We start from the raw sequence: 21008 nt of genomic DNA on the forward strand, positions 1-21008 counted from the left end.
GCGGTCTACCGGCAGCGGGGGAACGCGTATGGCAATGGACTTCCTGCGCCTGGGCGGCGGTCTGGGCGGGAAAGCGGCGGTGGGCGTATGGAAGGGGATCACGCCGGGACATAGCTTTTCCGGGACCGTTTTAGCGGGCGACGAAAATCAGAGGTATAAAAGGGATCGTGGTTCAGATGGATTATATCCGGGGCTCAGTCGGATATTGGTAGAAAAGGGAAACTCGAACAAAACAGCAATTAATAGCGGGCTACCTGGGCTTTCAACATTTTACGGGCGAAGTGGATACGGCTTTTGATGGTTCCTAAGGGTTCTTCCAGAATTTCGGCGATTTCGAAGTACTTAAATCCGTCGAGGTACAAAATGAAGGGTTTCTTGAAGATGACGGGCAGGTTGTGAACGGAGGTCTGAATGTCTTTGATCCTGAGACCGCTTTCGGCCTGGTTCCCGATGATGACTTGCTGTGTGTTGAGCAGGAAATCGTTTGTTGAATTGTCGAAACAAACGTGTTGTTTTGATTTCCGCCGGTAATTATTGATGAAAATGTTGCGCATGATGGTGTAGAGCCACGCGCGGATGTTCGTGCCTGCCAGGTATTTCTCCTGGTTTGAAAGCGCTCTGAACATGGTTTCCTGATAAAGATCTTTGGCGGATTCGGCGTCCTTGGTCAACGTAATGGCGAAGGGCTTTAGGAAGTCAGCGTTGCTGAGCAATAGGGTGTTAAATTCAGCGGATGACATATTGTTTAATTTTTGTTAGACTAATTTAAACAAAATAAGACGTTACTCCAAACAATTTCTGCGATTTTTTTTCGTTGAAGCAACAAAAAACACTACATTAACAATTTAATAATCAGCAGTTAGCGAAGAAATGGGAGTATACATTCACAATACTTTAATGGTCTACGGGGGGAAAACTGTTTAATTAAAGAAGGCTCAGGTTTAAAACAAATATATAATTATAGGAATATAACACAAAAAGTCCACATGCGACCTTAATATATACGCATAAGTATGGCGGATGGTTTGTAGTTTTGCAAAAAATATTAGGCCCCGGAACGTTTGTGCCTCATCAACACTTTCACTATGTATAAATTAATATTTTTGCCGGGATCTGACCGGCATCGGTTGGATTCCCCCATTTCCTGTGAACGACCATTGTCTGCCTGCGCTGTAAAAGAGACAGCCGGGAAAATCACATTTCAAACAATGGTTACTAACTTTATAAACTACTGAAAATGAACCTTCAAGAAAGAAAAATCGCTATCATTGGATTGGGTTACGTTGGCCTGCCGCTGGCTATCGAGTTCGGTAAACAGTACGATGTATTGGGATTCGACATTAATATTTCCAGGATCGAGGAGCTGTCTCGCGGCGAAGACCATACTATGGAAGCCAACCTTGAGGATCTCAGAAAGGCCATGAGTGGGCATTCCGGCTCCGCGGGCAAACAAAACGGCTTATCGTTCTCCTCTAATAAAACCGACCTGCAGCAGTATAATACCTATATAGTTACCGTTCCTACCCCGATCGACCAATATAAATCCCCGGACCTCAATCCGCTGATCAAGGCATCGGAAATGCTGGGCAGCGTGCTCAAGCGGGGCGATATAGTAATATATGAATCCACAGTTTACCCGGGCTGTACGGAAGAAGTGTGCGTTCCTGTCCTGGAAAAGGTGTCTGGCCTGACTTTCAACGTAGATTTTTATTGCGGCTATTCCCCGGAGCGGATCAATCCCGGCGATAAGGTCAACACGCTTACCAAAATCATGAAAGTGACCTCGGGCAGCACGCCGGAGATCGCCGACCTGGTAGACGCGCTTTACAGCTCCATTGTTGAGGCGGGCACTCATAAAGCCCCCAGCATGAAGGTGGCAGAAGCTTCCAAGGCGATCGAAAACGCCCAGCGCGATGTTAATATCAGCTTTGTCAATGAGCTGGCGCTTATTTTCGACCGGATCGGCATCGATACGCATGACGTACTCGACGCTGCGGCCACGAAGTGGAACTTCCTGAAGTTCAAACCAGGGCTCGTAGGTGGGCATTGCATCGGTGTAGACCCCTACTACCTGGCTCATAAAGCGCAGGCGTTGGGTTATCATCCGGCGGTAATCCTATCCGGCCGGCGGGTAAATGATAACATGGGTATGTTCGTGGCTAATAAAGTGGTGAAACTGATGATCCGGCAAGGAATCCAGGTAAATGGTGCCCGGGCGTTAATCCTGGGGATTACTTTCAAGGAAGATTGCCCCGATATCCGCAATTCGCGGGTGGTGGATATTTACCGGGAACTTCAGCAGTTCGGGATGACCGTAGACGTATTCGACCCACATGCCAATTCTGAAGAAGTGAAAGAAGAATACGGTATTTGCCTGGCGCCTGCTATTTCCGGGCGTTACGACGCCATCGTGCTCGCGGTATCCCATACCGTATTCTTGGAAATGGATTATAACAGCCTGCGGAAAGACGATGGTACGATTATTTTCGATACCAAATCGGTACTAGACAGAAGCAAGGTAGACGCCAGATTGTGATTTCAAAAGTGCAGATCTGCATACCTAAATACCAATTGCGCACAACTGTTAAATCAAATTTCAAAAATCATTAATTTATATCCCTACTAACATTTATATGTTATTTTTGATAAATTTGCCCTTTCTTTTACGCAAGCCCTTCATTGGCAAGGACTTTGCTTATTTCGATCATACAAATTAAGAATGATTATCCGGAACTACATGAAGAACATACTGCTGCCCCTTTATTTACTGATGTTTAGCATCAGTCTGCAAGCACAAGTTATACCACCTACTGTTAATGTTCAGCAAATAAAAGTGGACGACCTGACGGATGATCAGGTCCGCCAAATCGTTTCCGAGATGAAAAAGAACAATGTAGGGTTGGATCAGATCGATAATTTTGCGTCGCAAAAAGGCATTGCTCCATCGGAGGCGGCTAAACTGAAAGCCCGAATCAGCAGCTTGAACCTGGGGCAGGAATTGACAAGCAAGGAAAGGTCCCCTCAGGCTGAAACACAAGTTGCAGACCGTTCGATAATCGATGGGAAGATGATCTCTGCGCGGGACATACAGCCGCTTTCTTTGGAAGATGTGCGGCGTCAGCGAATTTATGGTTCGGAATTATTCAATAATAAAAATCTCACGTTCGAGCCGAATTTGCGCATACCCACACCTCCCAATTACCAGATCGCGGCGGACGATGAGTTGATCGTTGATGTGTATGGTTATTCGGAGGTGCAACATAAACTGAAAGTTTCTCCTGAAGGTTATGTCAGAATTCCATACGTAGGCCCCGTTTATGTCAGCGGACTCACAATCATTGAGGCACGTGAACGCATCACCAAACAACTTAGCACCGTATACGGGGGCATAAAGTCTGGCAACACTTCCGTGCAGCTTACACTGGGCAATATCCGAAGCATTCGCGTATTGCTAATCGGGGAAGTGGTACGGCCCGGTTCATACACCCTACCCTCCCTCGCCACTATCGCCAATGCCCTGTATGTATCCGGAGGACCAAACGAAAACGGTTCGTTCCGCGACATCCAGGTAATCCGAAACGGTACGGCGATCACCAAGTTCGACCTTTATGACTTTTTACGCAACGGAGACCTCACTAATAACATTGTGCTTCGCGATCAGGATATCATCAAGGTAACACCTTACCAATCGAGAGTGGAAATCGTGGGCGAAGTAAAACGGTCGGCAATTTTCGAGGTAAAGGAGGGGGAAACTCTACAGGATGTTATCAATCTCGCTGGCGGATACACCGATGTGTCTTATAAAGATGTTATCCGTGCTTACAGGATCTCCAACAAGGAACGGGAGGTAATCAATATTTCTGCTGCGGAAGTTGCAGGTTTTAAACCCAAATCGGGCGACAAGTATTTTGTAGAAGCAATACTAAACCGGTTTTCAAACCGGGTTATACTTTCTGGAGCAGTCTTCCATCCGGGAGAATATGCCCTTGAGCCCGGCATGACACTGGGCTCGCTTATCAAGAAGGCAGACGGCTTTAAGGAAGATGCTTCGCTTGAAAGGGCGCTAATCTTCCGTCTGAACGGGGAACTGAAACCATACAGCACCAGCGTCAATCTTAAAAACATCCTGAGCGGCCGGAATGATGTTCCCTTGCAGCGGGAAGACAGTATCGTAGTATATTCCCACAATAATCTGAAAGAAGCATTCCAGGTTAAAATTTCCGGAGAAGTGAACAATCCAGGATATTTCCAGTTCGCCGACTCTATGCAGATTGCCGATCTTATACTGGTGGCCGGAGGTCTGAAAGACGCAGCCACATTGAAAAGGATCGAAATTTCACGGAGAATCCGCAATGCCCTTGCGTCTTCCCCTGACTCAAACATCGTGATCGTCGCCCAGTTCGACATGACCGACCTTACTGCTATGTCAGGATTTTCATTACAGCCTTTCGATGAAGTGATCGTACGGAGATCCCCGGTATATCATGAACAGCAATCAGTATCCATAGACGGAGAGATTCTTTATCCCGGTCAATATGTATTAAGATCGAAAGAAGACCGAATTTCCGACATTCTGAACCGGGCTGGAGGCCTGCTTCCGGATGCATATCCGGAAGGCGCCGTACTGCTTCGGAAAACTTTTGTGAATGCCAGCGACAGTGCGCTGCTGCAGAATAAGCTGCAAATATATTTCAACAAGCTCCAGGACAGCAGTGATATTGCAACCTTGCAGAAAACATTGTCTTTCCGCGATCAGTTGGTAGATATCAACCTTTTAAACATCCTCTCACATCCCGGAAGCCGTTCGGACCTGTTGCTGGAGCAGGGAGACATTATCAAAATTCCCAAAAAACTGCAGACGGTACAGCTATTTGGCGAAATTTACTTCCCAAAGAAAGTACAATATGCACAGGGTAGACGATTCAGGGATTACGTTCGAGCAGCGGGCGGTTTCACCAGCAATTCGCTTAAGAAAGCCAGCTACGTGGTCTATGCAAATGGAGAAGTGAAGAGCACGCGCAAGGTGCTTTTCTTCAACCGTTATCCGGCTATCAGGCCTGGTGCGGATATTTATATTCCGAAGAAGGGTGACAAGAAGAAATTTTCCGGGCAAGAGGTTGTGGGCATGGCAGCTGGGTTCGCGTCGCTAGCTTTGATTATCGTTACTATCATGGACCGCGTCAAATAGTAAACCACCCGAATTCTAACCGCTATTAATCTCACCTGCAATTCATATGGAGTCAATCAATAATCCCGGATCCCGGTCAGTCAATGAGGAGTTATCGCTGAAGGACCTTTTCTTAAAGATCAAGGACTGGTTCAGTTACCTACTCTCGAAATGGGTGCTAATTCTTATCGTAGGTCTCGCCGGTGGAGCATTGGGCCTGACTTATTCTTTATTTTCCAAAACGCAATATGTCGCGGAATTAACTTTTACGCTAGAAGACGGCAAATCAAACCCCTTCGCCGCCTATGCCGGCCTTGCCAGCCAGTTCGGGATTGACCTCGGCGGAAATAGTAGCGGCCTTTTCTCGGGGGATAATATCCTCGAATTTATGAAATCACGGCTTCTAATACAAAAAACCCTTTTGAGTCCAGTGGGAGACAGCGGCAAGAAGCAATCGCTTGCCAACATGTATATCGACGTATATGAACTTCGCGACGCATGGAAGTCTAACGAACAAATCCGCGATATACAATTCCCTACCAACACTGACCGGTCCAAGTTCACCCTTCAGCAAGACAGTGTCCTTAATATCATCTACGAAGGGATTCTAAAACATCGTCTGAAAATCGCCAGACCCGATAAAAAGCTCAATTTCATAGTGGTCCAGACGACCACCCCCAGTGAAATGTTTTCCAAACTGTTTACAGAGCGGCTGGTTGACGAGGCCATCGACTTTTACATCCAAACCAAAACTCAGCGTTCTTCAGCAAACGTCGACAAGCTTCAGGGCATCGCAGATTCCCTAGGCATCCTACTGAACAAGAAAACCGCATCGGTCGCAGCCACCCAGGACATCAATACGAACCCAGCCAGGAGCATGGCCATGGTGCCGACGGAGTTGGCCACCCGAGACAAGATCATGTTGCAAACGATGTACCTTGAGGTGGTGAAAAACTTGGAGATCACAAAAATTGCCATGAACCAGGAAACACCAATCATACAAATCGTTGACACCCCGATCCTACCGTTGGAAGAAGATAAGGTCGGGAAAGTTAAAGGTATTGCTATTGGAGGGTTTCTAGCTGGATTCCTGGTGGTGCTGTTCCTGGTGATTCGCAAATCGCTCAGGGATATTATTAGCTAAACGAGCTTTTGATTGTAATAATATCTAACCTCTATAGAAAAATCCAAAAATGCTATCACCCAAAAAGAAAGTGCTGGTTGTCTTCGGGACGCGGCCGGAAGCCATTAAAATGGCTCCCCTGGTAAAAGAGTTTCAACGAAACAGTGAAACTTTCGATTCCCGGGTTTGCATCACTGCGCAACATCGTGAAATGCTCGACCAGGTACTGGCATTCTTCGAGATCGTCCCCGACTACGATCTTAATATCATGCGCCCCAACCAGAATCTTTATCAGTTAACATCCGACGTATTGTTAGGCATGAAATCCGTCTATGAAGACTTCGCACCCGATTTCGTGTTTGTCCACGGCGATACTACCACCAGCACCATTTCTGCGCTGGCGGCATTTTATGCCGGCGTAAAGATTTGCCATGTGGAGGCGGGCTTGCGGACGTACAATAAAATGGCCCCTTTCCCCGAAGAGATCAATAGACAGTTGACGGGCAGGCTGGCCGATTTTCATTTCGCCCCCACCGGCAGATCGCGTCAAAATCTACTAAACGAACAGGTTCCCACGTCACAGATCATCGTTACCGGAAATACGGTCATTGATGCACTGATGGAAAGTGTCAGGAAAGTGAACTCACCTGAGTTCCAACACCCGGAAATAGCATCAATCAGGCAATTGGTAGGAAGGTGCCAGAAACTGATACTCGTAACCGGCCATCGCCGGGAGAATTTCGGGGATGGTTTCAAAAGGATCTGCCAGGCTCTTCTGGACATATGCGAAGCAGACCCGGCCGTCCAGGTCATCTACCCCGTTCACCTTAACCCCAACGTCAGGGAGCCCGTTTTCAGTCTGCTCGGCAGTCATCCTCAGATCCACCTCATCGATCCGCTGACGTATCCAGCATTCGTTTGGCTGATGGATAAGGCCACCATCATTATAACAGACAGTGGCGGTATACAGGAAGAAGCACCCAGCCTAGGGAAACCCGTGCTCGTTTTACGCGACACCACCGAACGGCCCGAAGCGGTAGATGCCGGAACCGTAATCCTTGTAGGAACAGACAAAGCAAAAATTGTAGCCGAAGCCTTAAATTTGATACAGAACGAGGAGCGGTACAAAAAGATGAGCATTTTACACAATCCTTATGGCGACGGAAAATCATCTGCCACCATCGTACATTATCTGAAAACGTTAAATGGGGAAATCCTCGCGGAGCCATCACTCGCTTAAACCCATCATACATTCAATATAAATTCAATACAAATGCAACAAATTGACGTAGTAATGGTTGGGCTCGGCTATATCGGATTACCAACCGCAGCCCTGATGGGAGGAAAAGGACTGAAAGTTCATGGAGTAGATATAAACCCGCTTGTCATAGATACCATCAATGCCGGCAAAATCCATATCGTAGAACCTGATCTGGCAGGATTAGTACATCACACCGTCAACTCGGGCTTTCTCCGGGCGTCTACACAACCAGCAACGGCGCCTGTTTACCTGATAGCAGTACCTACTCCGTTCAAAAATGACCATGAACCGGATATCTCGTATGTAATGGACGCTGGCCGCAACCTCGCTCCGTTCCTTAACGAAGGGGCGCTGGTAGTACTGGAATCCACTTCTCCCGTCCGCACTACCGAAAAGCTTAAGGAGTTGCTGGATGATTTGCGTCCGGAACTGCGCAACAAATACTTCATCGCATATTGCCCGGAAAGAGTATTGCCCGGCAACGTAATCTACGAACTGGAACACAACGACCGCGTGATAGGCGGAATAGATGACGCATCTACGGAGAAAGCCATGGCATTCTACAGCCGGTTCATCAAGGGAACCTTACACCCCACCACCGCGCGTACGGCAGAAATGTGCAAATTGGTAGAAAACTCCTACCGGGATGTCAACATAGCATTTGCAAATGAGCTCTCCCTTATTTGCGACGAAGCCGGTATTAACGTCTGGCAGCTTATACATTTGGCAAACAAGCATCCCCGTGTAAATGTGCTTCAGCCCAGCAGTGGCGTGGGCGGGCATTGCATCGCGGTAGACCCCTGGTTCATCGTCCATGATTTCCCCAAACAGGCCAAAATGATCAGGGCCGCCCGCGAAGTAAATAATTACAAGTCGGCATGGGTATTCGAAAAAGTCAGGAATACAGCGCTCGAGTTCGAGCTGAAAAACGGGCGTAAACCGTTGATCGCCTGCATGGGCCTTGCTTTTAAGCCGAATATCGACGATCTGCGGGAATCTCCGGCGCTTGAAATCACCCACAAGCTCGTGGAAGCCGGCTTTAACATCGAAGCCGTTGAGCCTAACATCCAATCGATCCAAGGCATCAAACTGACCGATATTCCGACAGCCCTGCGGGATGCCGATATCCTGGCCTATTTCGTAGGACATAGTCAATTCAAGAAAGAAAACACCGATAAAATCCTGCTGGATTTCTGTGGTATACTTAACAGATAAATACGATTAGCAAACGCGACCGACTAAGCTGCAATGAAAAAATTAAAAATATTTGTACCGGAGTATATTCCGATGCAGAATAAAGGGGAAGAAGCGATCCTCCGTGGATACGAAAGTATGATCCACGCCAGTTATCCCGGCCAGTATGAATTGACCTGGGGTATTCTGGACGATACTCCAACCGTAAAAACCGTCGGCAATGTGACGATCTTTCCCCGCAGATGGGTTGAAAATTCAGTTTGGCCCAGCAAATACTACCGGTACAACCGGGTGATATGGGATTTCCTTTACGCGATCGGCCTGGAAGGCAAGATCAGGAACATGCATACTTCCAACCCCGACATGAAACAGCTAGCAGATTTCTGGCGGGATATGGACCTGATGATCGTTGGGCACGACGGATACTTTAAACCCGCCAGCGCCATGTTGCTTATCAAAGCCCAAAGAGAAGGTAAAAGAAGCGGTATCCTCGGTTCCGGGTTCTACCATTTGCCAGCCGGTGGATGGCGCGAGAAAATACAGCGGAAAGTTTATTCCCAATGTATGGCAGTAGCGGATTTTGCTGTTTTTAGAGAAAGTACTCCATATAAGTACATGAAGGCCCTCGCACCAGCCGGCAGTGTAGATGCGGTACTGGCTCCTGATCCCGCCTTCCTCATGGCGCCAGCAGCCCCCGCCATTGTCCAGGAAGTACTTGGCAAATACAATTGGTACACCTCCCTCCGCCGGGCAAACCGCCCCTTCATCGGCGCAACGGTTTGCCAGAACGATATTCATACCATGCCCTTTATGCAAAAATGGAATTCCGACATGGAGGGGTATTGGAAATACCTCGCGGGAATTTTCGACGACTTCATTGAAAAAACAGGAGAACAGGTTATTTTCCTGCCCCATAGTATCGTACCGGGCAAAAACGACGACGTCGAGAACGCGCGCATCGTTATTTCAAATATGCGGCATGCCGCTTCCTGCATCGTCATGGAAGATGACCTTCCGGCTACTACGTTAAAAGGCATTATCTGCCAGCTCGATTTCCTCATCGGCCAGCGGACGCATTCCCTCATCGGGAGCGTAGGTGTACAGACAGCCGCCGTCGCCATCACCAGCAGCCGCGACGGGAGGACCCATGAAATCCTGAAAGATTTCGCCGGATTTTCGGAGAACATCATTAATATCGATGAAGTACCGGCACAAAAAGCCGGTGAAATCGCTATACAGAATTATCAAAACCGGGTAAAGTTAAAAGAAGAAGTGACCAGGCATTATCAGCAGATCAGGGAACAACTGATGGCAGTATCATCCGGGCTCATCAAGTGATGAAGAGCCCCGCCCGTACTATCGGGCCTGAAAAAACAAATTATAAATGAAGAGTATTCGAGACGTCATACAGGCAGATCTCTGCATTTCCTGCGGCGCTTGTTTTGCGGCCGCTCCGGAATATATAGTCGGAATGAGGCTGGATAAAAATGGCAGGAAATTCGTGCCTGCACTGCCTGACCGGAATCGCGACAACGCCCTGGAACAGCAACTGCTCTCGATTTGCCCCGGGAAAGGATACCAGATCGTGCAGATGGGAAAAGAAAATTTCCCGAATAGCGGATACAGTTTCGAATTGGGACGGTACGCAGAAGCTTGGGCAGTCCACAGCACCCGGCAGGAAATACTTGAAAAGGCATCATCCGGCGGAATCATGACCGAACTAGCGATATACATGCTCGAAAACGGCATTGTTGACGGCGTAACCGCCACCCGGTTCACGTACGGAGAGATAGAGGGTCCGCTAGTTGAGATGTACATAGCCCGAAACCTGCCGGAACTGATGCAGTCCCAAGGTTCCAAATATGCCCCGACTTCAATTAATATGCTGGTCGACTCCTGCCGCAAATCCGGGGGGAAGTACTTTTTCGTGGGTCTCCCATGCCAGGTGGCCGCATTGAACCTCATGATGCGCCTCGATCCTGCATTACGTGAAATATTTCCGTACACCATGGCCAATTTTTGCGGTGGGTACAAAGACTACAGCAGTCTCCGTTACCTGGTCCGCAAAGAAGGCATTATTCCCGCAGATGTACGCCATTTTCAGTTCAGGGGTGAAGGCCAGCCGGGATATATGATCATTCGGAATAAAGATAACCAGGAAGTCAAAAGAAAGTACCCCGAATACCTTCGTGACTGCCCGATACCCAAGGAGAAACGCTGCGTGTATTGCGTAGACGCAACCGGCGAATTGGCCGATTTCTCCTGTGGAGATGCCTGGCTCGAAAAATACCGCCAAACGGATAAGCCCTGGTCGATCATCCTCCTGCGCTCGCCAAGGGCGCAACAACTGTTCGGACAGATAAAAGGCAAGGGGAACATATTGTACGAGCCAGTAACAGAAGAAGAAGTGATCCGCTCCCAGCGCCTTAACATCACCTCCAAAAAATTCAGACAATACAAACGGATGTTCGTTTCCCGCATGGCGGGTATCCGTATTCCGAAATGGGACCTTTCATTGCCCAGGGCTGGATCGTACTTCCACGAAATTTATGTCTTGCTCAATAAAAAACGAAAATCCTTCCAGCTTTGGAAAAATAAAGTGAAGAGATGACAAGTGAAAGGAATACGAGAATTGCCAACATAGTCGTTCAACAACTGCGATTCGTGGTAACCGCGGTAACGGGCCTCATCTCTATCCGCATAATATTCAACCATTTGGGACCGGGCGTTTACGCCAACCTCGCTATCGTTCTTTCCATTATTAACCTGGTATCCGTCCTGAGCAGCTCCCTGACAGGTGCTGTTATGCGATTCCTGACACAAAATGTCACCGGGGGCAAATTCAAGGAAGCCAGCAGTTATTTTACAAATTCATTCTTTTCTGTCGGCGTCATCGCTATGGCTTGCATGATCATCATCATCGGCGGCCTTTTATATAACCCTTCCATATGGGGTGAACTCCCGCCGGAGTTCACCGTAACCATGATCCTGGTGCCCGTCCTGAGTGCCTTTACAGGTATTCTGGCAAGCGGTAATTTCTATGCGGAACGGTTCGTTCCCTCTTCCTTGGCGTTCATAGCTGGCCAGATCATCTACCTCGGAATGCTGGTGGGACTTTTGGAATATGTGGCAAACAACATCTGGGTGATCGCAATTTCCAATATTGTCAGCAATCTTTTTACCTGTACGATACTCGCCTATCAATTCCGCAAAACACTGCCGCAGGTTACTTTCAACTTGAGCCTGCTGTCTACCGCTAGGGTCATCGAATTCTTTATGTTCGCCGGTTGGATGCTGCTAACTTATATTGGTATTTACATGGTAACATCCGGACTGTTGGTCGTTTCTCAACATTTTCTGACTGCCGTGATCCTTACCAAAATGGCACTCACATTCCAGATCGGTTCGCTGATCAACCGGAGCCTCACTAATTTCGGCATCCTAACTTCCCCTGCAACCTATAAATATCTTTCTCGCCAGAAATTCAGAGCCGCCAGCTTAATGGTGGAGAAATTCTGGTCGCTTTCATTTGTTTTCGGGCTGTTTGCCTGCCTTATCTCGTTCCTGGAAGGTGACGGAATCCTCAAGTTATGGCTGGGGAAAGATTATCCTAGAGATACAGAATGGATGATGCTTGGCGGAACGCTGTCGTTTACGCTCAGCACATTAAGCATCCCGTTAAGTGTGTTTTTTGCGGGTATAGACAAGGTGAAATATTACGGGTTAGTTTCTCTATGCGAAGGTATCATCGTCCTGACGGGCGCATCGCTACTGCTGATCCTAGCGCCGGCCAAAGGGGAATGGGTAGTATGGCTTCCAGCCATCGTATCGATCATGAAATTCATTTTCATCTTGTCTACACAACATGATACGCTCAAAATCTCACGTCCGTTCCGTTATTTCAGGTTTGTACTACTTCTTTGCCTGCTGACAGTGGTGATCGTAGTCTTGCAAATGATGCTGGCGTATTACGAAGTACATTTCATCCTAAGGATTTTATTATTGGGCGCGGTTTACCTTTTACTGACCTTCAGACGAATCAAACTTTAATCAGTGGATAAACGTGGTTCCGGTTCATCAATACTTGCATATGGGTAATATCATACAATACTTAAAGGCAGACTTCCGGGCATTACGATATGCACGGACTTCGCCGTCCAAAGCCAGGCTTTTGATGGAAGCCTTCCTGAATTACTCGTTCCGCATCGTAATCCGGGTACGACTTTCGCATGCACTGTATAGTAAAGGGTTGGCCGGCAAAGTGCTGGCGAAGTTTCTGTACTGGCAAAACCTGCGGAGAAGTGTGGATATTAACCCGAAAGCGAAGATAGGGCCCGGGCTGAGGCTGGCGCATCCTGTGGCGGTGACGATTGGAGAAGACGCCTGCATCGGATCATATGCTCATATTCTCCAAAACGTCACTATCGGCGGGAACAGTGGGAAAAAGATCGAGCGGCCGGAAGGTATCCAGTCGATGCCGAGGATCGGGAATTTCATCAGAATCGGCGCAGGTGCCGTGCTTGCAGGCCCAATATCGATCGGTGACTACGTGATCATCGGTGCCAACTCGGTCCTTACATCAGACTTACCCGATTACGCAACGGCGGCCGGTATCCCTGCAACGATCATTCAACAGGGCCAGGGGCCACATTCTTTGGGACTTAGCCTTATTTTTGCGCCATGAAGAAGTTGACCATACTTTTGGGGACCTACCCCGACCTATTCTTCCGGACGGGCGGACTTCAAAACCAGATCCTGAAAACCAGGCAGGAACTGGAAGCTTTGGGGCATAAGGCGCTCCTTTACTATGAGTACCTCTCCGCTCCCCAGCCCATCGATATTTATCACCATTTCAGCGTGGAACCTGATTCGTTAAGCATTTTCAAAGCGGGGAAAAAACTAGCACGCAAAACGATCCTTTCCCCCGTCTTCAACCATAGCAACAGCAACTTACGCATGTCGATCATCCAAACTGCCAACCGGCTATCGCCGGTTAGTCTACTTGGATATAAAGAAAGACAACAAATCTGGAACGGGGCAGACGGAGCCGTATACCTGGCCAACCGGGAAAAGCGGCTGGTGACCGGATACCTGGGGCCACAGACCTTGCCGGAGAAAATCATTCCCAACGGGTTGCCGGAAGCTTTTACGGCTGAAGTCGTTTCCACCCCCCGCCCAGCGGGAGCACCATATCTCTTGCATGTCGGAGGCATCTACCCGCTGAAAAACCAGCATATTTCCATTGCGATCGCCAGGCAACTGGGTATCCCCCTCAAGATCATTGGCCCGATTCTGGATGAATCATATGCAGCACAGCTCCGGCAAACCATCGGGGATACGGGTACAGATGCCGAAATCCTGAGGCCTATTCCCAATCATTACCCGGAATATGCCCGGTTGATCAGGGGAGCCACTGCAGTGTTGTTGCCCAGTAAATCGGAGGTTTTTCCTTTGACGTTCATAGAATCCATAGTGCTAGGCACGCCGATCGCATGCACTTCCAATTGTTTACTGAAAGATGAATACTTCAGTGATGCCACCTGGTGCAAGTTCGCAGTTCCTGAAGTTACCGCGTTTTCCAAAGCGGTTGCGGCAATCATGGGCCAACAGGTGCCTCCGGAAACGATTGAAAATGTCCATTCCAGGTTTCAATGGAGGCGTATCGCCGAAAATCTAACCTCATTCTATCATGAAACATTGGCTTAAATATTTAACATATATTGATTACGCAGCTTTCGTCATTCTCTGGTGTCTGTTGTGTGGCGGGGGGTTGATCAAATTGTCGGCCCCATTGCAACTTTTTGCGCTGATGCTCTATGCATGGCTTTGCTTGCGTCGCGCCATTTACGGTCTGAGCCTGTACCTAATGTTCTATTATAATTATCCCATCGCGCTCGGGCTGCCACTTCCATTCCAGATCACACTGGCGCTGGTGCTCTTCCGCAGTTCGCTCGATATTCTGAAAACCGGCAAGCTACTCTTCAACATGACCGCCACCTATGTTGTGGTAATATCTTCCGTTTTCCTCCTGTATTGCTTTGCTACGATCCTCTGGGCAAGATATCCAGATATTATTATGGATTACAGCGCTTACCTGCTAAGTTCCTTCCTCACCCTCGTTATTTTTATCATCGGCATACGTTCGGCAGAGTCCCGGCAAACGCTTTTCAGGCACTGGGGCATTTGGGGGGCCACGGGTGTGGTCATTGGCTTCCTGCATAGCATCACGCCATTTTCCTATATGAAAATGGAAATGGTCGATAAAGATTTAACGAAAGATTTCACCGCGGTTGAAGGGATGGAAATCCTCCGCTGGATCCCCCCCTTTAAGGAGCCTAACTATTACGCGACTACACTCCTGATCCCGTTTGCGATCAATTTCGGATACTTCCTGCTTTCCAAAGGCAAGAATAAGATCGCAAGCGCGTTCCTGTTGCTGCTCAGCACCATCGGTGTTATTTTTTCGTACAGCAGGAGCACTTACCTTTCGGTTTGCGTCATTTTCCTTCTTTACATCATCAGCTTAAAGGGCGTCAAACGATTTTATCTGATTTCAGCTAGTTTCATGGTAATCCTGGTTTCGTCCTTCTTTCTACCTGCCAGCATTTTTGAAAGGCTCTCATCTATCAGCGAAAATATCGTGGAGGAAGGAGGAACAGGCCGGTTTAACCTGTTCTCCCAAGCGTTAAAACTGTTCCTCGAAAACCCGGTGAACGGCATCGGCTACTGGCAATTTTTCAATTTCGCCAGCTTCGCAGCACATAACACCTACCTAGAATTTCTCGTGTCCTATGGCCTGATCGGCATTATCCCATTTATTGTTATCGTATATTTGTGCGCAAGAATCGCTCGGAGAAGTGTATGTCCAATGACTGTGGAATATTACTTCATGATGGGCGTGATCGGGTATATGGTCAATTTGAATACCGTATCGCTCTTCAATTACTCCGATATTTTCATCGTTGTCGGAATAATATGTTCAATGACGTTTTACCAGTTTCGGGCAGTCAAGCCTGTGCTATTACCATCTTTAAATTGAACCTGATGGAACGTAGAGAATTTCTGACATCACTGGGGCTAATGACGCTCGCCATTCCGGAACTGCTGGCCGCCAAAACCGCCGAATCTGCCACTCCGCAAGGCACCTGGCGCGGTTTTAATCTCATCGAGCTTTACCAGGACAATTTTAAGACGCCGATCAGTGCAAACGATTTTGCGTTTATGCGGGAGTGGGGCTTCAACTATGCCCGTATTCCAATGAATTACTGGCTTTGGGGGAACAGGAACAGCTGGTCGGAAATCAATGCGTCTTTTTTTAAGTCGTATGTAGACCCCATCGTGAAATATGCGGCAGACAATAACATTCACGTTACATTCTCCCTGCACCGCGCGCCGGGATACTGCGTAAATCGCAGAGACCTTGAGCCGGCAGACCTTTTTAAAGGACCGCAAGCCGACCGCAAACGAGCGGCTGCAGGCTTCAGGCGCCATTGGCAATTTATCGCGGAACGATATGCCAACATTTCTTCTGATACCCTGAGCTTCAATCTCCTCAATGAACCGCCGTTCATGGAAAACCAGAATGATTACGTCAATATCCTGCAACCAGTTATTCGTGCGATCCGGCAAACCGACTCTGGCAGGAAAATTATTATCGACGGATTGAACCTGGGCAGAAGACCCATCCGTCTGCAGAACGAAAAGAATATTGTACAAAGTCTCCATGCATATGCTCCCAGCCAATTCACACACTATAACTTTGATACCTGGCGCACCCTCAAAGCCGCTAACAGACTCCAATGGCCCTTCACAGACACCAAAGGCGAAAAATGGACACCTACACGGCTAAAACGTGAATACCGCGGCTGGACGGATTACGCCGGAAGAGGAGGAAAAGTGTTGGTAGGTGAATGGGGCGTAACCGGTTCCACTCCGCATGGTGCCACGCTTTCATTTATGGAAGACCAGCTCCGCATCTGGAAAGATAACAATTGGGGATGGGCGCTTTGGAACCTAAGGGGCACATTCGGCGTGATGGACAGCGGAAGGAAAGATGTAAAATATGAATCCTATAAAGGCCATCAACTCGATCGGGAAATGCTGTCACTATTGCAGCGATATTAAAAACTAAAGCTTACAACCGAAAATACACAATGAAAGTACTGCATGTTTTGTATCAGTCACTCCCCACAAAGCTAGGCACCAGCATTCGCACCCGTGACCTTCTGCGCAGCCAGCGCGACGCCGGCATTGATGTAATTGCCGTTACCTCGCCCTTCCAGGAGCCGTTCCAGCCCGGAGCTACCGTAGAATATATAGATGGAGTCAAAACATACCGTACACATGCCAAGTCGGACCACCTTGCGTCTGACAAAACATCCAATCTCTTCATCCGGATCAAAAAAACTTTCCGGCTTTTTTCTTTTTTCCTAACCGTTTACAAACTGGCCAAGAAAGAGAAAGTCACCCATATTCACGCCCACGCCACCTTTTTCACCGGCCTAGCTGCCAAGTTCGCTTCCATATTCACCCGCGTGCCGTTTATTTATGAAGTCAGATCGCTTTGGGAAGAAGGTGCACATGTAATCAGCAACCAAAGCTGGAGTGCACGCTTGCAAAAATCCATCATTATTTATTTCGAGAACCTGGTGTGCAACAAGTCGGACGCACTGGTAGTTATTAATAAAAATCTGGGGGAAAGGCTTGTTGGGCGCGGTGTACGCAAAACACCACACGTCATCCCCAATGCATTTTACTTCCTGCCTTCGGCCATAAACGGAAATGCTCTCCCAGACAGGTCTCATCGCAAAGTTTTCGGTTTTATCGGCAACATCAACCTCTATGAGGGGTTAGAAATGATCCTGGATGCCGCTGACGCTTTGCCGGACTGCAGGTTCCTTTTCTGGGGCAACGGGAAAGATCTCGAATCCTTCTTGCAAAGCATCGATCGATATCCTAACGTAGAATACCGGGGCCTCCTTTCCCCCGAGAACATCGGTGAAGCCTACAGCGTCATCGACTGCGTACTGAACCCGCGTTTCGGATCAGATCTTACCAACAACGTTACTCCGCTCAAACCGATCGAGGCGATGGGTCATGGAAAACTTATTATCGCAAGCGATATTGGCGGGATGCGGGAGATCATCATTCCCATGAAAACGGGTTTACTCTTCAAAGATAGGGATACCTCCGACTTCATAGAAAAAATCAGGTGGGCAATCAATCCTGACCACGATGCAGACTATGGACAAATCATTGCAGACGCGAAAAAGTATGTTCTGAAAAACCGTAACTGGGCTAACAACGCCGATTCTTACGCCCGCATTTACTCATCTATCAGCCGGAATTAAAACCCATGCCTGAAGTCATCAACTTTGGTAATATTCGATTCAACGGTCTTCGACTTGAAAATGTCATTGAGATCGCCCCTACGTTCAAACACGTGATCACCGCCAATGCCGAATTTATCGTCGAAGCAAATAAAAACCCGGCATTCCGCCAACTGCTTTCCGGGGGATGCGTCACTTTCGATGGACAAATACCCTTTCTGGCTTCCAGGTTATTCAACCGTGGGAAAGTTTACGAGAAAATATCAGGTTCAGACCTGATATATCATATCTGCGAATATTGCCGGCTACACAACAAGTCGGTATTCCTTCTGGGTGCCTTGCCGGATGTAAACACTGCAGCGATTCACAAGCTGCGGGATAAATACGGCATCACCGTTGATGGTTATTCTCCCCCGCATAGCAAGTATCCCTTTCCCGAAGAGCATAACGACGTCATATTGGGTAAGGTTGCGGAGGTCCGCCCAGATTTCCTTTTCGTTGCCTTCGGCATTCTGAAACAGGAATTCTGGATCGCCGAACATCGGGAAAGACTGATTGCAGCAGGTGTAAAAGTGTCTATCGGATGCGGCGGTACGCTCGATTTTGTGGCCGGAAGGATCAAAAGGGCCCCCCGTTTCATTCAACGCATCGGCCTCGAAGGCATTTACAGGTTCCTGAAAGAGCCTAAATTATTCCGACTCGTCAGATTAATAAAAAGCCTCCAATTTTTCCGTTATATTCCTTGAACCGTCGCATACCGAATTATTCAAGGGCATAATATTTGCATCCCCGAAACATCAAATTAAATCACATGAAATATTTTTTCATCATATTAATGGGAACCCTATTAACGTCGGTAGCCAGTGCACAAGAAAAACTCCCAGTTATATCACCATATAACTATTTAAATATCAGGGAATTATTCCTTGATTCCGTAAACAGGCATACCGCACTGAAAACAATCCTGCGGGAAGATACCTCAGGCCTATATGATATCGATACCACCGAAAAAAGATCGTTTTTCCACAGAAAGCTTTTCAAAGAGCATCTTCTCGAATTCCGCCAAAAAGATTATAATGTATTCATAGACTTCCTCCCGGATTTCACGATTGGCCGCAGTAATCGCGATAAGACACTCTGGCTGAATACCCGGGGCGCCAGGGTCCAAGCCAATATCGGGAAGAAATTTTATATGGAAAGCTCCTTTTATGAAAACCAGGGCGTATTCCCAGTCTATATAGACAGTTTCGTCAGTGCCTCCCGGGTGATTCCTGGACAGGGCGCCATCAAATACAGCGACAAACTTGGGAAAAGTTATGACTTCGCCAATGTAAATGCCCTCATATCTTATACACCCATCCAATTTTTCAACGTCACCCTCGGCTACGGGAATAACTTTTTTGGAGACGGATACCGGTCGCTCATCCTTTCCGATATCCCATTCAGCTACCCCTATCTGCGGATGACAACCGAACTCGGTCGCGTACAATACACCGCCATGTGGGCACAATTCATCGACAAACAGGGCAAAACTTACGGACAGGCATATGAAGACAGGGGATTCAATAAAAAATGGGGCGCGTTCCATTTTCTCGACTGGAATGTTTCCAGGAAATTAACGATCGGCCTGTTCGATGCAATTGTATGGGGAGATGTGGATACGTCAGGCATGAAAAGAGGATTCGACTGGAGCTACGCAAATCCCATCATTTTCCTAAGGCCGGCAGAATATTCAGTAGGCTCGTCGGATAATGCCACATTAGGTATGAACGTCAAATACAAACTGTTGCCCAAATTGACAACATACGGACAATTCTTCCTCGACGAGTTCAAGTTTAAGGAATTCTTCGGCAACAAAGGCTGGTGGGCCAACAAATGGGGCCTCCAAGCAGGGTTCAGGTCGTTCGACTTATTCAAAGTACCCAATCTGGACCTGCAGGGCGAGTTTAACATGGTACGCCCATATACCTACTCCTTTAGGAACACATTAGGCAACTACGCACACTATAACCAATCGCTGGCACACCCCCAGGGGGCCAATTTTAAAGAGGCACTGGGTATCCTCAATTATCATTATAAGAGATGGAATCTGCGCGGGCAGTTGACGTTCACTCAATTCGGGGCCGATCGTACACCTAAAGATAATGTTGGACAGAATATATTCAAGTCATACAACGATCGCAACCAAGAATACAATAACAAAATCGGCCAGGGCCTTAAAACGAACCTCTTCTACGGCCAGGGCACCGTCGCCTTCGTCCTCAACCCGAAATACAACCTCCGCCTGGAAGCCTCCGCAGCACTGCGTAACGAGAAAAACGACCTGCGCACCAACCGGGAATTCATTTTCAATTTCGGCCTCCGCAGCACCTTCCGCCAGTTCTATTACGATTTTTAAAAATTATGAACTAAAAATATGTGAAAGCCCCTCCGCACCGAGGGGCTTTCTTTTTGTTTCAAAAAATCACACAAAAATGGTGTTATAACATTCACGCGATATTTCTTAACTTAGGAACAGTACTTTAATCTAATTGTCATGACTAGCCTGTTCCTGAATTTTCTCTCCGGTGGGATCGTGTTCCTCGGCTTATTCTCCTTCGCCTGGATCATGAAAAAGGTGGAAAAAGCCCGATAATCCCTACCTAACCTACATCATCTTTTTCTGTAGCAAAATCGATTTAAAGCCTCCCTCTCCAGGGGAGGCTTTTCCTTTCCCATCCCCCCGCAACGAAAAAATCCCGCCCATACAGGCAGGATTTTTTATTCTCCTTCAACCAGGGGAGACAAACAAAAGATACCACAAAAAAATGGAAAAAGGCCGTGTCTGGGGCAAGCGATGGATGAGCCTGCTTCTGCCGGAGCTCCCCTGCTATATCATTTTCACCCGAAGCAATTACGGGATGCCATTATATTAATTGATTCTTATAGTAACGC

The 21008-nt window shown here is 47.8% G+C and carries 17 protein-coding genes; 15 read left to right on the forward strand and 2 right to left on the reverse strand.

Going from position 1 to position 21008, the window contains the following annotated elements; genetic code table 11:
- Positions 1 to 239: 239 nt before the first annotated feature.
- Positions 240 to 740, reverse strand: a complete 501-nt coding sequence (locus tag EJ361_RS11150; protein WP_126245698.1) for an RNA polymerase sigma factor — start codon at positions 738 to 740, stop codon at positions 240 to 242.
- A gap of 497 nt (positions 741 to 1237) precedes the next feature.
- On the opposite strand from EJ361_RS11150, the gene EJ361_RS11155 reads away from it, so the two are divergent.
- The 14 genes from EJ361_RS11155 to EJ361_RS11220 all read left to right on the forward strand — a co-directional run bounded on the left by EJ361_RS11155 (position 1238) and on the right by EJ361_RS11220 (position 18820).
- Positions 1238 to 2536 (forward strand): nucleotide sugar dehydrogenase, encoded by a 1299-nt coding sequence (locus EJ361_RS11155; protein WP_126245699.1) that lies wholly within the window; start codon positions 1238 to 1240, stop codon positions 2534 to 2536.
- A 201-nt stretch (positions 2537 to 2737) separates the two neighbouring features.
- On the forward strand, positions 2738 to 5188 hold the full coding sequence (locus tag EJ361_RS11160; RefSeq protein ID WP_164714188.1) for an SLBB domain-containing protein: 2451 nt from the start codon (positions 2738 to 2740) through the stop codon (positions 5186 to 5188).
- Between the two features lie 46 nt (positions 5189 to 5234).
- Positions 5235 to 6311, forward strand: coding sequence for a GumC domain-containing protein (locus tag EJ361_RS11165; protein ID WP_126245701.1), 1077 nt, complete (start codon positions 5235 to 5237; stop codon positions 6309 to 6311).
- A gap of 49 nt (positions 6312 to 6360) precedes the next feature.
- Positions 6361 to 7530 (forward strand): non-hydrolyzing UDP-N-acetylglucosamine 2-epimerase, encoded by a 1170-nt coding sequence (wecB, locus tag EJ361_RS11170; RefSeq protein WP_126245702.1) that lies wholly within the window; start codon positions 6361 to 6363, stop codon positions 7528 to 7530.
- Between the two features lie 33 nt (positions 7531 to 7563).
- A complete protein-coding gene (gene wecC, locus EJ361_RS11175; protein ID WP_164714189.1) occupies positions 7564 to 8766 on the forward strand; it encodes a UDP-N-acetyl-D-mannosamine dehydrogenase in 1203 nt (400 codons plus the stop codon).
- Positions 8767 to 8838: 72 nt separating this feature from the next.
- The gene (locus tag EJ361_RS11180) at positions 8839 to 10083 is read left to right on the forward strand and encodes a polysaccharide pyruvyl transferase family protein (protein ID WP_164714190.1); all 1245 of its coding nucleotides are present in this window, start codon (positions 8839 to 8841) and stop codon (positions 10081 to 10083) included.
- A 46-nt stretch (positions 10084 to 10129) separates the two neighbouring features.
- Positions 10130 to 11356 carry a Coenzyme F420 hydrogenase/dehydrogenase, beta subunit C-terminal domain gene (locus EJ361_RS11185; RefSeq protein ID WP_126245704.1) on the forward strand — a complete coding sequence of 409 codons (1227 nt, stop codon included), beginning with the start codon at positions 10130 to 10132 and terminating at the stop codon, positions 11354 to 11356.
- A gap of 53 nt (positions 11357 to 11409) precedes the next feature.
- Entirely contained in the window at positions 11410 to 12795 is a 1386-nt protein-coding gene (locus tag EJ361_RS11190) for an MATE family efflux transporter (protein WP_126245705.1), read from the forward strand.
- Between the two features lie 40 nt (positions 12796 to 12835).
- Positions 12836 to 13429 carry a serine O-acetyltransferase gene (locus EJ361_RS11195; RefSeq protein ID WP_126245706.1) on the forward strand — a complete coding sequence of 198 codons (594 nt, stop codon included), beginning with the start codon at positions 12836 to 12838 and terminating at the stop codon, positions 13427 to 13429.
- Complete coding sequence (locus tag EJ361_RS11200) at positions 13426 to 14451, forward strand: glycosyltransferase family 4 protein (protein WP_126245707.1); 1026 nt, start codon at positions 13426 to 13428, stop codon at positions 14449 to 14451. Before EJ361_RS11195 ends, EJ361_RS11200 begins: the two co-directional genes overlap by 4 nt.
- The gene (locus EJ361_RS11205; protein WP_126245708.1) at positions 14435 to 15784 is read left to right on the forward strand and encodes an O-antigen ligase family protein; all 1350 of its coding nucleotides are present in this window, start codon (positions 14435 to 14437) and stop codon (positions 15782 to 15784) included. Before EJ361_RS11200 ends, EJ361_RS11205 begins: the two co-directional genes overlap by 17 nt.
- A 5-nt stretch (positions 15785 to 15789) precedes the next feature.
- Positions 15790 to 16869, forward strand: a complete 1080-nt coding sequence (locus tag EJ361_RS11210) for a glycoside hydrolase family 5 protein (protein ID WP_240646623.1) — start codon at positions 15790 to 15792, stop codon at positions 16867 to 16869.
- 29 nt (positions 16870 to 16898) lie between these two features.
- A complete protein-coding gene (locus EJ361_RS11215; protein ID WP_126245710.1) occupies positions 16899 to 18095 on the forward strand; it encodes a glycosyltransferase family 4 protein in 1197 nt (398 codons plus the stop codon).
- A gap of 5 nt (positions 18096 to 18100) precedes the next feature.
- Complete coding sequence (locus EJ361_RS11220) at positions 18101 to 18820, forward strand: WecB/TagA/CpsF family glycosyltransferase (RefSeq protein WP_126245711.1); 720 nt, start codon at positions 18101 to 18103, stop codon at positions 18818 to 18820.
- A 239-nt stretch (positions 18821 to 19059) separates the two neighbouring features.
- On the opposite strand, the gene EJ361_RS25615 is transcribed toward EJ361_RS11220, so the two are convergent.
- On the reverse strand, positions 19060 to 19563 hold the full coding sequence (locus EJ361_RS25615; RefSeq protein ID WP_164714192.1) for a hypothetical protein: 504 nt from the start codon (positions 19561 to 19563) through the stop codon (positions 19060 to 19062).
- Positions 19564 to 19572: 9 nt separating this feature from the next.
- On the opposite strand from EJ361_RS25615, the gene EJ361_RS11225 reads away from it, so the two are divergent.
- Positions 19573 to 20472, forward strand: coding sequence for a hypothetical protein (locus tag EJ361_RS11225; protein ID WP_164714193.1), 900 nt, complete (start codon positions 19573 to 19575; stop codon positions 20470 to 20472).
- Positions 20473 to 21008 lie beyond the last annotated feature (536 nt).

Source organism: Chitinophaga rhizosphaerae (assembly GCF_003958645.1).
Lineage (GTDB): Bacteria > Bacteroidota > Bacteroidia > Chitinophagales > Chitinophagaceae > Chitinophaga > Chitinophaga rhizosphaerae.